Here is a 14,850-nt window from a genome sequence, read left to right on the forward strand (position 1 = left end):
ACGCTATTTCAACTTTTTTACTGGTATCCTAAAAAGTAAGGATGCAACTTCAATCATTAATCTGATAAAGCTAGAATATCTAACAATCAAACCTTCCAAGGAGGTTAACCTTTTGCATCATAAAATCCTTCAATTCCCAAAATTGAAGGACGGCTCAGTCATTGAGAAACCAGAAATCTATCTAAAATAAAACCTTAAAGAACTTTACTTGTTTTAACTCAATTACAAACAAGTATTTGTTTAAAAGTCTAAAAAGACTATTGAAAATGTAGTAACATTTAAGGAGAAATTTATATGCTAGCAAAAGCAGGGGACGTCTATTGTGTTTACAATTTCCACCTAAAAAAATACATAGCTTGTCAGATAACCAAGATAGAAGAGGGAGAGAAAAAGCCGCAGGCTGTCCTACTGTCATTAGACTGGTCAGGAGAAGAACCTCTTACGGAAGAAGAGCTAGCTTCTTTGAAGCCACTCTATATAGATTTTATGTACTGGGAAAGAGACTTACATCTGAGTAATGTTGATATTCATGTACCGTCACATTATATTTTTATTGGTAATACAACACCATTAACAACCGAAAGCACAAACACATATGCTATGTTTTGGGGAAATGGTTACGATATTTATAGGCAACTGAAATGGCAAGAAATACCAAAAGAAAAAAGAGATTTATTTAAGAAAGCAGATAAAAGCAAGGAAAAAGTTTCATTTGCAGGAAATGAGTGCCGTATCTCTAAACACAATATCAATGACGAGTGGACGCCTTTTGAAGACGCATTAGAATTAAAGGTCTTTCCTTGTTTATCTAAGTTGGCATTAACGAGATGGCACAAAAATTTATATGAATATTTACAGTCAACTCCTTTTATTACAGAACTAGTTCTTGAAAATCATGGACAAACAAAACTGGATTTTTCTAAGACATCCATACATCGGCTTTCCATTGATTTGACAGGCGTAGAGGAACTTAGACTGAACGATGATTTGGAGGAGCTAGTCTTATTAGGAGACATGAGCGACAATTGTCAGATACTTGTAAAGGACCATGGAGCCAGCTTACGATTACAACTTGATCGTTCTCTACCTAAGATACTGGAATTAAAAAATTTAGGAGCCATCCATTGTTCTAACATCCTTGAAATAGACTTTGCACATATCTTGAATAACTATCCAAATCTTAGGGAATTGAGATTGTGGGGGAAACCTGGTCATATTCTTAATTTCCACAAATTATCAGAGTTCAAAGAGTTAGTCAATTTTTCAACTGTTGATTTGTTTGGCTTTACTGCAGAGGATATTCCCAAACCAGAAGATTTACCTCGATTAAGCATGTTTTGGATGAGTAGCTTACCAGAAGAGGCCGCTAAAGTAGCCAAAAAATATTATAAAAAACAGCAAGACAAGGGACTGAACCTTTGGATAACAAAACCAAGAAAAGCTGAATGGCTAGCCCAAAACCTAGACAATCCGTTTCGCTCATGGGATGGACAAGAGAATATTTCAACAGCAAACGCAAAAAAAGCAGTCTCTCTATATAGAAAGACTAGAGCAAGTGTTAGAAAGCTTCTAGAAAACCCCAACGAGGATACTATGAAACACATAGAAGTCCTCATAAGAGAGTATACTCAAGGTTTCAATAAAATGGACAAGCGTAACTGTTTTATTGAAACAATCGAGAGAGAGGATATCTATGATGCCCTGGTCGAGATCTTAGATTTACTACCTGAAGATTTAGGGATGGACAAAGAAAAATTTATAGAAATCTTTGATGAGCTAAAAGATTTTTAAATGAGAAGCCTTTCTAGTTCATTCTTGAAACGGAGATTATCATGACTAACTTTATACAGACTATCACAGTAGAAAATCGGCAGGTCGACAAAGAAAATTACTTTACAATTGGCTACTCTCCTGAGATAGAAAAATCTTTACTGTGTGTTTATATTTCTTGGATTGCTGGTTACGAACGCTATTACGAGTTAGATGACGGAGATTTGGCTCTCTTTGAAAGCAAACGAGAAGAATTTCTCAAAAAATATGAAAAAGAAATCAAGGCTTATCGGACTGAAAGATTGATTGGTTCTGGGGCTCTGAGGGATTACAATTTTAGTTCTTTGCCTGAGAATATCCTAAAAAACTTGGATAGCTATCCTCCATTTAACGGATATGTCTATCAAAACGGCATCCTCTGTGCTAGAATCAAGATTGAAGACAAGTATTTTTATCTTCCGCCCATTTATGATGAGGATTGCAGATAAGCATTGCCTCAAAGTAATGCAAAACAGCCTCCAATCTTCTAGTTTTTACTAGGAGATTTTTATATATAAAAATTTTACACATATTACTTGACAGGGCTTACAAATAGATGTATGATGTATGTGTAGAATAATTATATATAAAATTTTTACATACTAAAAAAGGAGGTGCCCCATGTATTTTCCAACATCATCGGCCTTGATTGAATTTCTCATCTTGGCCATCCTAGAACAAGGGGATTCCTATGGTTATGAGATTAGCCAAACCATTAAACTCATTGCCAAAATAAAGGAATCCACCCTCTACCCCATCTTGAAAAAACTGGATACCAACCGCTATCTGACTACATACTCGCGCGAATACCAAGGTCGGATGCGCAAATACTACTCCTTGACAGAAATCGGAGAGGAGCAACTCTTTGTCCTTCGAGAAGAATGGACACTCTATACTGACACTATCAACGGCATCATAGAAGGGAGCATTCGCCATGACAAGAACTGAATATTTGAATCAGCTTGAAGCCTATCTGATGAAGCTGCCTCAATCTGATCGTATCGAAGCCATGGACTACTTCAAAGAACTCTTTGATGATGCTGGACCAGAAGGTGAGGAGGAGCTTATCGCTAGCCTGGGAAGTCCAAAAGAAGCTGCCCATGATGTCCTGACTACACTTCTTGATAAGAAAATCAACGAAGAAAATTCCAGCAAGAACGACCGCCATATTTTACGCATCGCCCTACTAGCCCTTCTTGCAGCTCCTATCGGAATTCCTGTCGGAATTGCTCTTCTCATGGCTATCATCGGCATTTTTATCGCCGCTGTCAGCGTACTTATTGCCTTCTTTGCGGTATCAGTAGCTGGACTAATCCTAGGAGGCGTTCTCCTATTTGAAAGCTTCTACGTTCTGGCTGAATCTACATCTGCTTTTATTCTGATTTTTGGTGGAGGTTTACTAGCTATCGGAGCTTCATCCCTAGTCTTGCTAGCAACTTCCTATGTGACCCGTTTCTTTGGATTACTAGTCCTTCGACTTATCCAATGGATTCTTAATAGAGGAAAGAGAGGTGAAAGACATGCGTAAATGGACAAAAGGATTTCTTATCTTTGGTGTTGTTACTAGTATCATTGGTTTTTCCATGATGATCATCGGCATCCAAACAGATGGTGTCAGAAGCCTCCTTGCAATGTCTCAAAATCCAGTATTTGAAAGTCGAATGGAAGAACTCGTTTTTGATCAAGATATTGAAAATCTAAACATTTCACTAACAGAACATTCGCTCGTCATTACGGAGTCAAGCGATGATAAGATTCACATCCAGTATCATCCAACCATCTCTGAAAAAGAAAATCTTCAACACTCTATCAAAGAGAAAAGTCTTGAAATAACTGACACCAAGTCAACTACACGTCGCTCTATAGGTTCTAGTATCGAGGGTATTCTCTATATCGCAAGCGGAATTTCTAGTCGCAATGATGAAGTTGTTCTCTCATTACCAAGAGGAAAAGACTTAAAAAATCTAACTGCCCAGGTAAACCATCGTATCCTTTCAATTGCTAATGCAAAACTCAGCAATGCCAAGATTCTGTCAAATGGATATCTCCTTCGTATCACTGATAGCGAGATTAAAAATAGCCAACTAATCACAGTTGGAATTGTCAATGTATTTGAAACCAGTCTAACAGATAGCCGCATCCAAGCAGATCATGAACATATCAAGGCAGACGATATCCAAGTGCATGGTCGAGTGGAATTCGAGGCAAGAAAAGATATCTCACTCGAGTTATCTCAGAAGGAACTTGATCGAATCAATCTTGAATTTTCTGCTGAACATGGTGATATCTATCGTTGGCATCGAGACAGACATGACATACCTACGGGAGGTAGTAAAGGTGAAGCATTAGCGAACCCTTACAAAACAGAAAAAAAAGATACGCAAGATCTCCTCGTCGCAAAATCTAATCAAAGTATCTATTTCCCATAATAAGATCGCTTGCTTTCTTATAGAAATCATGAATAAAGACAACTAGTAGTTACTACTTAAAAATTAATCAAAAAAGGGAGGTCTATTATGACTCAAGAATGGTTTGAAAGTGCTGATTTCGAAAAAACAGCCAACAATGATAAAAAAGATAGCCCATCCGACTCAGTTCTCCTTGAAGAAGATTCAGAGACAAGAGACGAGGCGCCAGTAGTCGAGGAAAATCCTCAAGCCAATCCAGAAGATAAGGAAACTAGTGAGGAAACTATAGAGACTGAAGAGATCGCTGAAAAATCAGAAAAGATAGACGAGTCAGAAGAACCTGTTAAAGAAGCTTCTCAGAAAAGTCAATCTTTGGAAAGCCCGTTTTTACCAGATTCTGTATCTGCCAAAACAGCACTATTCACAGTATTCAAAGAAGAACTGGCTGATCTTTGGTTTTGGCTACAAGGTGCCCTTAAAGAACCAACAACAAGCATTGATACAGATAAAAAACATAGTTATAATGCCTTTGCCCTGCTGACTATCTTTTCTGCTCTTAGTTTCTTCTGTGCGATTTATCATATCAAGCATAACTACTACGGCCATATGGCGGCTATCAACTCTCATGTCAGCGAGCAGTTCCCTTCACTGAATCTCTTTTCTATCTTCTCCATCTTGGTAGCGACAAGTTTATTCTTCTTTTCTATCCTTATGGGTGGATTTGTAGTTAAACGTTTTGTCAATCAGGACAATGACTGGACACTGGAAAAATCCTTGCAAGAGTACAGCAGACTCTTCGCCCTTCCTCTCTTGCTCACAGGTATTGCCAGTTTCTTTGCCTTCTTTAATAGTCTACGCTTTGCGGCTCTTCTCTGCCTCATTAGCATTGGTCTGGTACTTCTTGCCAACCTCTATACCATCTCAAGACCAAGTAAAGATAGCCAAACTGATCCCTTCTATCGCCTTCTCTTGGCATTTCTAGTTAACGGTGGTATCTTATTTCTCTTCTTCCTAGCAGAAATGACTCTGGTTTTTGAATATCTACGAATCCTAGCTTTTATGTAAGATAAAGGCAGCGAGATAGAAAGATATTAGCTTTAGAGGATCATTACTATAAAATTTTAGAAACAAAAAAGCGAACAAGACAGAATTCTGATAATCAGAAAACTAATCTTGTTCGCTTTTTAACTTTATATTTGGACTTTTACCCCAAATTTCTTTTTTATCTATTTGCTAAGGCTTCAAAATCCTCTCCTGAAACTGGTCCTACCTCTACTTGGTTGGCATCCAAATCCTGACAAAGTTCCTTTGGAAGAGCTTCTAAAAAGGCTTGGTAATCCAGTCTAGCTACTGCTTCATAGTCTTCAGCTTTTGAACCATCTCCAGAGATTTTTACCAAGTCAATCTCCCAGATAAGTTCCTTGCCAGCCAACTGCTCAACATAAGGCACGGGAACAACAGGATCTTTCGGAAAAATTGTCTTAACCCCTTGAGCCAGGTGATAGATGCCGTGGATCTTACCTTCACTATCTGGGTAGAATTTTGCACTTGCAGGATAAGCATCAGACCCTTGAACCTTTTTGACTAATGCTTCAAAACGTGCCAGTCCATCTTCTTCCAAGAAGCTTTCTAAGTCCTTCTTATCAAAGTAAATAGTTGAAAGAATTCCTTGGCAGAAGGCCAAATGAGCATCCTTATCCGCTAGATAGTTTTTAACAGTTTCTTGGAAATAGTCTTCCAAATCAAAGTCTGACAAACCTTCAACGGCTTCTCCAACCTTGCTAGATAAGGCTTGCAAGAGAGCTTCTACAATCTCCCAATCAGCTCGTGTAATCAAATCAGGAATGATCACTTGATAGCCTTTTTGAGAATCAACATAACGAACTTTAAAGAGAAATTGAGACTTGCCTACGATTCCACACTCGATATACTCAAGGTGATTAAGTGGTTGACGAAGATAGACTGCATCATAGCTATGTGACTCTAAGCCATCTACTAGGGCCAAGACTGACTTAGCTGTAAGAATCTCCTGTTGTCCTAAAATGCTTTCTTTATTTGGAATAAAAAATGTTTTCACCATAAATGGTCTCCTTTGAAATCGTTTACATATAGTATACACCATTTTCCTGAAAGATGCAGAAACAAATTTAAGATTTTTTGGTCAAAAGCATAGAAAAAAACAGCCACTAAGGGCTGTCCTACTTTTATACAACTTCAGAATGATCCAAGTTCTCACCAATCGCTGCTAAACGCTCGATGACTTGATCTTGTGTTAATTCATGTTCTAAAACATAGCGATTGCGTGGGTGGACACGGCACTCGTGCGAACAACCACGGAGATATTTATCTTCGTTGTCTTCTGATGCCAAGATACGACGGTTACAGAATGGATTTCCACAGTTAACATAACGTTCGCATGGTGTTCCATCAAACCAATCTTTTCCAACAATGGTTGGATTGACATGGTTGACATCGACTGCGATACGTTCGTCAAATACGTACATTTTCCCATCCCAAAGTTCACCTTGAACTTCTGGGTCTTTTCCGTAAGTGGCGATTCCTCCATGCAATTGGCCAACATCTTTGTAGCCTTCACGAACCATCCAACCAGAGAATTTCTCACAGCGAACCCCACCTGTACAGTAAACAACGACACGCTTGTCCATGAATTTTTCTTTGTTATCACGGACCCACTGTGGCAACTCGCGGAAGTTTCGGATATCTGGACGGATAGCCCCACGGAAGTGTCCAAGGTCGTACTCATAGTCATTACGAGTATCAAGGACAACTGTATCTTCGTCTAGAAGAGCTTCTTTGAATTCTTTTGGAGATAAGTAAGCACCTGTTGTTTCAAGTGGGTCGATGTCGTTGTCAAAGTTATCATCCTCTAAGCCAAGGTGGACAATCTCTTTCTTGTAGCGAACAAACATCTTCTTGAAGGCTTGCTCACTTTCTTCGTCAATCTTGAACCAGAGGTCTTCCATACCTGGAAGGCTGTGAACATAGTCCATATATTTTTGAGTAGTCTCATAGTCACCAGAAACGGTTCCGTTAATCCCTTCGTCAGCGACTAGGATACGACCTTTGAGGCCGATTGACTTACAGAAAGCCAAGTGGTCTGCAGCAAATTGTTCCGCGTTTTCGATTGGAACATATTTATAGTAAAGTAAAACTCGAATATCTTTTGACATAAGATTGATTCTCTTTTCTAAGATTAAATTATCAGAATTTTTCATTCAACTATACCAGTATACTCTCCCAAGAAAGCGAATGCAATTTATTTGACTGAAAATTGAAAACAAGACCATTTTCAGATCTTGTTTCAGCTAAATATTCGATGAAGAAAAGTTAACAAAAATGGTAAGGTCGCTACGATATTATTCATAACATGGACTGCATAGCTAGGATAGATACTCTTGGTATAACGAGTTAATCCAGCACAACATACTCCAAATGTCGAAAAAACAAGAATATCTAAGAAATTTGGAAAGCTAGAAAAGTGAGGAAGAGCAAACAAAACCGAAGGAAGAATCAGGTCAAGTCCAAGCTTCGAATCTTTAAAGAAGGCGTGTTGGAACAAACCCCTATAAATCAACTCTTCCATCAGAGGACCTAGGAAAAATAAGGTTAGGTAGAGACCCAACTCGGCAAAATTTGTCCCACTATAGCCGATTAGTATAGCCCAGCCTTCAGAGGTTGACTGTACATATCTTGCCGTTTGGAAATTAAAAGATATGTAAAGCACAGTTACCAGAACTGTCAAAACTGTGTACCATAGCCATTTTTTCTTTGGAATAACAAAAAGGTAGCCATGTCCTGTCTTGACTAAAATCCATATCATGAGGCCAATAAAGACAAGACTGATAAGATTTTTAATCCAGAAAAAATTCCCAATCTGAGAAGAAAATTGCCAGTAATTTTGGACCACAAGTGTTAGCTGAGAGAGTCCATATACGAAAAATAAGTAGGATAAGATAGCACTGATTTTAAAGAGTAGATGGTATTTTTTCATGTGTCTGTGTCCAACGTTATATGTAAGAGTAAATATCTGATTTTAAACACAGATAATTATATGCAAATACTTTAAAAAGAATCACCACCTCGTCTGGAAAAACCAGACAAGGCAGTGATTGCTCTTTTTAGGAATGAATACACGAAATCAATCTATCTTAAGATTTTTTGTTTTTCAAGAATTCGTCGTATTGTTTTTGCATTTCATCTAATACTTTTTGGTAAGCACCTTCAGATTTAAGTTTTTCCATCAATTCTGGAATAGCTTTTTCTGGGTCTACAGTACCAGTGTTGATAGCTGTATCGAATTGTTGCATAGTGTTAGTGATAGCTGAGATTTCAGATTTCACGTTGTCAGTGTTAAAGATGAATCCAAGCGCTGGAGATTCTTTTGCAGTTTCCAAGTCTTTCTTAGATTGTGCAATTTGCTCATCTGTAACGTTTTCGTTGATGTAAAGGATCCAGTTGTTACCAGTGTTCCATCCTGACATGTGAGTGTTTCCTTTGTATCCGTCAAGGACTTTAACACGGTTTTCTTTACCTGCAACTTTTTCCCAGTTCTTGCCTTCTGGTCCATAAACAAGTCCGTTCAAGAGTTCTGGGTTAGTGTTCAAGAGGTTCAATACTTCCATTGCTTTTTCTTTGTTCTTAGAGTTGTTTGAGATTACAAAGTTTGCAACTTGAGTTGTTTGGTTTTTCTTGATGAAGTTAGTAAATGGTTTGATTTGGATGTCTCTGTTAGCAACACGAGAAAGCAAGCTGCTACCGTAGTCAGCTGGTCCTACTGTTTCTTCGCGAGCAAACCAAGTATCTTGAGTAAGGTCATATGAAGTTTCGCTTGTTGCTACGTCTTTTGGAATGTATCCTGCTTCATAGAATTTGTGAAGAGTCTTCAAGTGTTCTACGAAACGAGGAACTTCGTAACGGTTTACGATCTTAGTAGTGTCGCCTTCAAGATCGATGACGAATGGAAGTCCGTTTGCAACTGGGTAGTCAAAGTTTTCTGATGGAATAAAGTTTTTACCAACAGCAAATGGCATTACATCTGGAGCTTTTTCTTTGATTTGTTTCAATACTGGTTCAAGTGTTTCGTATGAAGTTACACCTGAGATATCGATTCCATATTTTTCAAGAAGTGGGCCGTTGAAAGCAAAGTTTTGTGAAGATGCAACGTTGGCTGCAACTGGAACAGAATAGATCTTACCGTTTACAGTGTTACCTTTGATGTAAGCTGGGTCAAGTGCTTTGTAAAGGTCAGCTCCTTCTTTCTTGTACAATTCTGTCAAGTCAGCATAAGCACCTTTTTGAGCGTTTACGACATAGTTATCTGCAAAGGCGATATCATAGTTTTCACCTGATGAAGTGATAACTGACATTTTCTTGCTGTAGTCACCCCAACCAAGGTATTGGATATCCAATTTAGCGCCAACTTTTTCTCCGATGATTTTGTTTGCATTTTCTAGCAATTCATCCAAGTTATCTGGTTTGTCACCGATTTGGTACATTTTGATAACAGTTGTATCACCTGATGATGATGATTCAGCAGCTTTTTGGTTGTTTCCTTTAAGGTTTCCACAAGCTGCAAGGCTAGCAGCTAAAGCGACAAGGCTAGCAGATGCAAAAGCATATTTTTTCCAGTTTTTCATTATAAAAACTCCTTTTTTTATTTTTAAAGTTATTAACAAAATTAGATTCTTGATTTTCCTTTGTCAGAAAAATCAGAGTTAGAAAAGAAACATTGTTTCTTAAATATCCTTACTCTTTAACACCACCGATGGTCAAACCTTTTACAAAGTAGCGTTGGAAGAATGGGTAGAGGATCGCAATCGGAACAGTCGCAACAACAACCATGGCCATACGACCTGTTTCTTTTGGTAGGGCAACTGCAAGCTGTCCTGACATACCAACTGACTTAGCAATGTAATCCATGTTGTTTTGAATTTGCATAAGCAAATATTGCAACGGATACAAGTTATCACTCTTGATGTAAAGAAGGGCGTTAAACCAGTCATTCCAGAAGCCAAGCGCTGTCAATAGTGTGATCGTTGCGATACCTGGTAATGACAGTGGCAAACAGATTTGGAAGAAGATACGAGCTTCACTAGCTCCATCGATACGAGCTGATTCGAGGATTGCTTCCGGGATGGTTTTCTTGAAGAAAGAACGCATCAACATGATGTTGAATGGTGATAGAAGCATTGGAACAATCAAGGCCCAAATGGTATCACCAAGGTGAAGCAATTGAGTCACTACGATATAGCCTGGTACCAAACCAGCGTTGAACAACATACTAAGAAGAGCGAAGATTGTAAAGAATTTACGATACTTAAATGTTGAACGCGAGATGGCATAGGCATAAGTTGTCGTGATAAAGACGTTTGTCAATGTACCGACAACTGTCACAAACACTGAGATAAAGAGTGCTTGTAAAATCTTATCTTTGAACTGAGCCAAAAACTCAAAACCATCTAATCCAAACTGTGATGGGAAGAAGCTATATCCATGTTGAATGATACTCTTCTCATCTGTAACTGAGATAATGATGACAAAGATGAAAGGCAAGATACAAGAGAAGGCCAGCAAACCAGAAATGATACTAAAGAAGATATCTGCTTTCTTGCTGAAGGAGTGTATGCCAACATTATCAATTTTTTCTTTTTGAATTTTTTTTGCCATATGCTCCTCCTTTCTAGAATAGTGCTGAGTTAGGATCAACACGTCTTGCAAGTAAGTTTGATAGAATAACCAGAATCAAACCGACGACTGACTGATAGAGACCGGCTGCTGATGCCATACCGATATCTGCTGTCTGAGTCAAACCGTTAAAGACGTAGACGTCCAATACGTTTGTTACGCTATAGAGCTGACCAGCATTGTGAGGGATTTGGTAGAAGAGACCGAAGTCTGCACGGAAGATGTTTCCGACTGCAAGGATGGTCAATACTGTCACAAGTGGTGTTAACTGAGGGATGGTTACGTTGCGGATACGTTGCCATTTGCTAGCACCGTCCACTGTTGCTGCTTCGTAGTAGGTTGGATCAATACCCATGATTGTTGCATAGTACATAACACTACTGTATCCAAAGCCTTTCCAAATTCCTAGGAAGAGGAGAAGATAAGGCCAGATACTGATGTCAGCGTAGAAGTTAATTCCCTTCATGCCAAGAGCTTCTAAGGTGTGGTTAATAAGCCCTTTATCGATATTTAGGAAAGCATCTGTAAAGAAACTGATGATAACCCAAGATAGGAAGTAAGGGAATAACATAGATGTTTGGTAGATTTTAACCATTTGCTTAGAGCGAAGTTCACTAAGGATAATAGCGATACCAACTGACACGATCAAACCAATAAAGATAAATCCAAGGTTGTAAAGGACAGTGTTTCGAGTGATGACAAAGGCATCTTTGGAACTAAACAAGAATTTAAAGTTATCTAGTCCGACCCATTTACTATTTATAATACTGTGAACGAATCCTTCACCAGTCATATGGTAGTCTTTGAAGGCAACCACATTTCCAAATACTGGGATGTAGAAGAATAAAATCAACCATAATGTCCCTGGTAAAACCATTAAGAGAAAAATCCAATTATCTCTCAAAGTTTTTGAAAACTTGTTCATAATTTCCTCCCTTTTTATTTTTCTAAAACTTGATAATCTCACAATTTTTAGATTTGATAACGTTTACAAAAATAGTATACTCTTATTTTAAGGATAGTTTAAACTACTAATTATAGAAAAAACTCCACAAATTATTTTATGTGGAGAACTTTTTTATATAAGAATAGGTTTCACGAGAAACTTTCTTTCTGAATAGAATTTTTCTAGGTTGTATAAATAGTTGAAGCTGTCGCAATGGTATGCCACTGGTTAGCTATTGTTGCTGCGAAGTCCTTGTCTGCGTAGAAGTCAGTAAATGGAAGAATCTCTACTTCTAGTTCGTCAATACGAGAGATTTCGCCTGCTAGGTAGTTTTCAATGCGACTTTCTGCTCGCTTGATCCGCTGCAAGAGTCCACCCATACGGATATCTACTGTATCCAAACCAAAGACCTTGTTTTCTTTCAACCATTGCTGGCTAAAGAGCTTGTGGAAGTTTTCAATCTCACTTCTGAGTTTTGGCAGTTCTTCTCTAGCGATTTGTTGCAAGCTGTCTTTGTCATCCGCTTGATAAGCCTCACGAATGCGTCGTCCCACATCCACTTTACTGCTTAAAATAGCATTCAACTGGGCCTGAGTTTCGAAAAGATAAGCGTAGGTATCTGCTTTTTCTTTGATAGCAGCAAGAGTCACAGCTGCCTGGGCAAAGTGCGGTTTGTCTTGTTCAGGTGTCATGTGCTTATCAAGAATTGGGCAAAGAATATCCTGGTAAAAGACATAGCGGTTGGGATTGATGCCACTGAGATTATCTGGTAGGTCTGGCAAGAGATTGGCAAGATCAAGTTGCATGAAGTCCTCAACGGATAGACCTGTATTAGTTTTGAAGTGAGCTGACAAATGCTCTAAATCATTTCGGTAGCTGAGTTCTGCCCAAATTTGCAAACTTGGTAAGATAGAGAATTGGGCTGTTTCACCACCATTGTCTCCCCATCCAGTCACAATGACTTCTTTGATCTGATTGGCACGGCAGGCTTTGTTTGCTTCGATAGCGATGAGACGACTGAAATGGTTGTGTGGTGTGAAACCAATCCACTTCCAAGCACCACCTGCAAAGGCAAGGTCATGGCTAATCTTGTGGTGATTGCGGAAATTCCGGTTGTATTTTTCCTCGCTATCCTGATAATAATCCCAGTAAACCAAGGTCACACGATCTTTGAGACGGTCAAGATAAACACGAGTTTCTTCTGGAATTTCGACATCACGATCGTACTGACCATCTGCTGACATGAGTTTGAAGAACATATCGCTCCACATCTGGCAGTGGAAACCATACTTATCTGCAATATCCAGCACGCGCTCCAAATGTTGACACATGAGGAGGCTACGGTCCACAACACCGTTTAAGATGAGGTAGCGTCCCAAACCAACCAAGTGGGCTTCGTCCATGCCGATATTGACCTTGCGTGTTTGTAGTTTAGACAAAGTAGCAAACATGCCGTCAATCAAATCATAAACCTTTTCTTCACCGATGAGGAGAATGTCCTCTACATCACGGAGTTGTTGGACTTCTTTGACGCCCCATTTGACAAAGGCTGACAAGTGGGCCAAGGTCTGAATGCAAGGTACAAAAGTCATGTCAAACTGCTGGGCATAGGCTTCGATTTCCTGTAATTCTTCAGCTGAGTATGCTCCACGGAAATAGCCAAAATAGGGTTGTCCTTCAATCTGATAGGTGTCTTCCATATAGAGCTCAAAGGTTGAATAACCCATGAGAGCCAAGACTTCAATCATCTGTTTGGCTGATGCGACATTGAGTACTGCATTACGCGAACAGTCAGCCATATAGGCTAAATCTTCGTATGCTGCCTGTTCTTCAATCTCGACCTTGTCGCCTTCTGCTAAAGCTGTTGCTAGCACAGATAAAGCACGGTAGAGTTGATGAGGTTTACGGTAGGTCAATTGATAGTGACCACCCTCTCCCTTGATAGAGATGGAAGTTTGATCAGACTGAGCGACTGCCACCTCTACATCTGATAGAGAAATGTGATTTTTTAATGCTTCAACAGCTTGGGCTTGTTTGGGACTAAGTCCGATAAAACTTACCATTGGTTTTCCTCCTGTAACCAGTTGACAAGGGCACCGTAGAGATTGGCATCTGCCTGATAGGTGCAAGCTTGGATGACGGGTGCGACCGTGTATTCTTCGTAGGTATCGACAAAGTCATCTACAGCCTTCTTGACGCCTTGAATAAAATCTGGGTTCTGACTGATAGAGCCACCTAGGCTAATGACATCTGGGTCGATTAGATACTGGATATTGAGTAATCCTTGAGCTAGATTACGATTCATACGCTCAATGGCTTCTTGGCAAAGGGCATTGCCTGCTGCAGCCTCTTGGTAAACCTTTCGGCCATCCCAATCAGACTGACCAGACTTTTCAATCACATAACGAACCATGTTTCCTGTAGAAGCTAGTTGTGACCAGTTATTGAGTTTTTCTGCTGGTTCGATAGTTGTCATGTAGCCAAACTCACCGCCCAAGCCATGACGACCTCGGTGAAGCTTTCCATTGATAATCATGGCCCCACCAATCCCTGTGCCAATGACAACACAGGCTGCATTTTCAATCTCAGGATGAGCCAGCAGTTCACTGAGTCCAACACAGTTGGCATCATTTTCTAGATGGACAGGTAGTTGGTGATGAGCAAGGGTCTCATACCATGAAAAACCATGGATATAAGGAATGGCACTAATCCCCTCAATCACTCCTGTTTCTTGATTGACCGCCCCTGGAACACTCATAGCAATCCCACGATAGTCCTGTTCTGACAAGCGTTGGTCCAACCAAGCCAACAAATCTTCTAGAGTTTCTGGGGTTGGAGTGCTGGTCTTATCTAAAATCTTTCCATCAGGAGTTAGACTAGCAAACTTAATGCCAGTCCCTCCGATATCAATCGTTGCAATGGTCATTGCTTTCACCTGTAAAAAGGAGCGAGTCAGTAGTTGGTTCTTACTTTTTCGCTCCT

General features: G+C 39.4%; 14 protein-coding genes. 6 read left to right on the plus strand and 8 right to left on the minus strand.

From position 1 onward, the window contains the following. Window positions 1-294: 294 nt before the first annotated feature. From HMPREF2728_RS00580 to HMPREF2728_RS00605, 6 genes are all read left to right on the plus strand, one after another. On the plus strand, window positions 295-1,791 hold the full coding sequence (locus HMPREF2728_RS00580) for a gliding motility protein (RefSeq protein WP_075226754.1): 1,497 nt from the start codon (window positions 295-297) through the stop codon (window positions 1,789-1,791). 41 nt (window positions 1,792-1,832) lie between these two features. Continuing rightward, window positions 1,833-2,258, plus strand: a complete 426-nt coding sequence (locus tag HMPREF2728_RS00585; protein ID WP_075226755.1) for a hypothetical protein — start codon at window positions 1,833-1,835, stop codon at window positions 2,256-2,258. 172 nt (window positions 2,259-2,430) lie between these two features. Continuing rightward, window positions 2,431-2,757 carry a PadR family transcriptional regulator gene (locus tag HMPREF2728_RS00590; RefSeq protein WP_000273853.1) on the plus strand — a complete coding sequence of 109 codons (327 nt, stop codon included), beginning with the start codon at window positions 2,431-2,433 and terminating at the stop codon, window positions 2,755-2,757. Beyond that, on the plus strand, window positions 2,744-3,337 hold the full coding sequence (locus HMPREF2728_RS00595) for a DUF1700 domain-containing protein (RefSeq protein WP_000198672.1): 594 nt from the start codon (window positions 2,744-2,746) through the stop codon (window positions 3,335-3,337). The genes HMPREF2728_RS00590 and HMPREF2728_RS00595 overlap by 14 nt, the downstream gene beginning before the upstream one ends. Next, on the plus strand, window positions 3,330-4,238 hold the full coding sequence (locus HMPREF2728_RS00600) for a DUF4097 family beta strand repeat-containing protein (RefSeq protein WP_186822178.1): 909 nt from the start codon (window positions 3,330-3,332) through the stop codon (window positions 4,236-4,238). Before HMPREF2728_RS00595 ends, HMPREF2728_RS00600 begins: the two co-directional genes overlap by 8 nt. 87 nt (window positions 4,239-4,325) lie before the next feature. After that, window positions 4,326-5,282, plus strand: a complete 957-nt coding sequence (locus tag HMPREF2728_RS00605; protein ID WP_075226757.1) for a DUF6574 domain-containing protein — start codon at window positions 4,326-4,328, stop codon at window positions 5,280-5,282. A gap of 157 nt (window positions 5,283-5,439) precedes the next feature. Here HMPREF2728_RS00605 and HMPREF2728_RS00610 read toward each other — a convergent pair whose 3' ends face one another. From HMPREF2728_RS00610 to HMPREF2728_RS00645, 8 genes are all read right to left on the minus strand, one after another. Then, window positions 5,440-6,297 (minus strand): DUF4299 family protein, encoded by an 858-nt coding sequence (locus tag HMPREF2728_RS00610; RefSeq protein WP_075226758.1) that lies wholly within the window; start codon window positions 6,295-6,297, stop codon window positions 5,440-5,442. A 124-nt stretch (window positions 6,298-6,421) separates the two neighbouring features. Further along, window positions 6,422-7,408, minus strand: coding sequence for an oxygen-dependent tRNA uridine(34) hydroxylase TrhO (locus tag HMPREF2728_RS00615; protein WP_045762442.1), 987 nt, complete (start codon window positions 7,406-7,408; stop codon window positions 6,422-6,424). A 131-nt stretch (window positions 7,409-7,539) separates the two neighbouring features. Further along, the gene (locus HMPREF2728_RS00620; RefSeq protein WP_075226759.1) at window positions 7,540-8,229 is read right to left on the minus strand and encodes a CPBP family intramembrane glutamic endopeptidase; all 690 of its coding nucleotides are present in this window, start codon (window positions 8,227-8,229) and stop codon (window positions 7,540-7,542) included. A 157-nt stretch (window positions 8,230-8,386) separates the two neighbouring features. Continuing rightward, entirely contained in the window at window positions 8,387-9,874 is a 1,488-nt protein-coding gene (locus HMPREF2728_RS00625) for an ABC transporter substrate-binding protein (protein ID WP_075226760.1), read from the minus strand. 109 nt (window positions 9,875-9,983) lie between these two features. Continuing rightward, window positions 9,984-10,904: a carbohydrate ABC transporter permease gene (locus HMPREF2728_RS00630; RefSeq protein ID WP_075226761.1), complete on the minus strand. Its 921-nt coding sequence runs from the start codon at window positions 10,902-10,904 to the stop codon at window positions 9,984-9,986. 13 nt (window positions 10,905-10,917) lie between these two features. Beyond that, on the minus strand, window positions 10,918-11,847 hold the full coding sequence (locus tag HMPREF2728_RS00635) for an ABC transporter permease (protein WP_049530327.1): 930 nt from the start codon (window positions 11,845-11,847) through the stop codon (window positions 10,918-10,920). 203 nt (window positions 11,848-12,050) lie between these two features. After that, complete coding sequence (locus HMPREF2728_RS00640; RefSeq protein ID WP_075226762.1) at window positions 12,051-13,931, minus strand: beta-N-acetylhexosaminidase; 1,881 nt, start codon at window positions 13,929-13,931, stop codon at window positions 12,051-12,053. Continuing rightward, window positions 13,925-14,794: an ROK family protein gene (locus HMPREF2728_RS00645; RefSeq protein WP_075226763.1), complete on the minus strand. Its 870-nt coding sequence runs from the start codon at window positions 14,792-14,794 to the stop codon at window positions 13,925-13,927. Before HMPREF2728_RS00645 ends, HMPREF2728_RS00640 begins: the two co-directional genes overlap by 7 nt. Window positions 14,795-14,850: the final 56 nt, after the last annotated feature.

The sequence above is a fragment of the Streptococcus sp. HMSC061D10 genome, from assembly GCF_001808865.1.
Taxonomy (GTDB): domain Bacteria; phylum Bacillota; class Bacilli; order Lactobacillales; family Streptococcaceae; genus Streptococcus.

What these genes read in the sequence shown, in the direction of transcription:
- HMPREF2728_RS00590 (WP_000273853.1), top strand. Translation starts at nt 2,431, where the DNA reads ATGTATTTTCCAACATCATCGGCCTTGATTGAATTTCTCATCTTGGCC.
- HMPREF2728_RS00605 (WP_075226757.1), top strand. Translation starts at nt 4,326, where the DNA reads ATGACTCAAGAATGGTTTGAAAGTGCTGATTTCGAAAAAACAGCCAAC.
- HMPREF2728_RS00615 (WP_045762442.1), bottom strand. Translation starts at nt 7,408, where the DNA reads ATGTCAAAAGATATTCGAGTTTTACTTTACTATAAATATGTTCCAATC.
- HMPREF2728_RS00580 (WP_075226754.1), top strand. Translation starts at nt 295, where the DNA reads ATGCTAGCAAAAGCAGGGGACGTCTATTGTGTTTACAATTTCCACCTA.
- HMPREF2728_RS00625 (WP_075226760.1), bottom strand. Translation starts at nt 9,874, where the DNA reads ATGAAAAACTGGAAAAAATATGCTTTTGCATCTGCTAGCCTTGTCGCT.
- HMPREF2728_RS00635 (WP_049530327.1), bottom strand. Translation starts at nt 11,847, where the DNA reads ATGAACAAGTTTTCAAAAACTTTGAGAGATAATTGGATTTTTCTCTTA.
- HMPREF2728_RS00645 (WP_075226763.1), bottom strand. Translation starts at nt 14,794, where the DNA reads ATGACCATTGCAACGATTGATATCGGAGGGACTGGCATTAAGTTTGCT.
- HMPREF2728_RS00610 (WP_075226758.1), bottom strand. Translation starts at nt 6,297, where the DNA reads ATGGTGAAAACATTTTTTATTCCAAATAAAGAAAGCATTTTAGGACAA.
- HMPREF2728_RS00600 (WP_186822178.1), top strand. Translation starts at nt 3,330, where the DNA reads ATGCGTAAATGGACAAAAGGATTTCTTATCTTTGGTGTTGTTACTAGT.
- HMPREF2728_RS00620 (WP_075226759.1), bottom strand. Translation starts at nt 8,229, where the DNA reads ATGAAAAAATACCATCTACTCTTTAAAATCAGTGCTATCTTATCCTAC.
- HMPREF2728_RS00585 (WP_075226755.1), top strand. Translation starts at nt 1,833, where the DNA reads ATGACTAACTTTATACAGACTATCACAGTAGAAAATCGGCAGGTCGAC.
- HMPREF2728_RS00630 (WP_075226761.1), bottom strand. Translation starts at nt 10,904, where the DNA reads ATGGCAAAAAAAATTCAAAAAGAAAAAATTGATAATGTTGGCATACAC.
- HMPREF2728_RS00595 (WP_000198672.1), top strand. Translation starts at nt 2,744, where the DNA reads ATGACAAGAACTGAATATTTGAATCAGCTTGAAGCCTATCTGATGAAG.
- HMPREF2728_RS00640 (WP_075226762.1), bottom strand. Translation starts at nt 13,931, where the DNA reads ATGGTAAGTTTTATCGGACTTAGTCCCAAACAAGCCCAAGCTGTTGAA.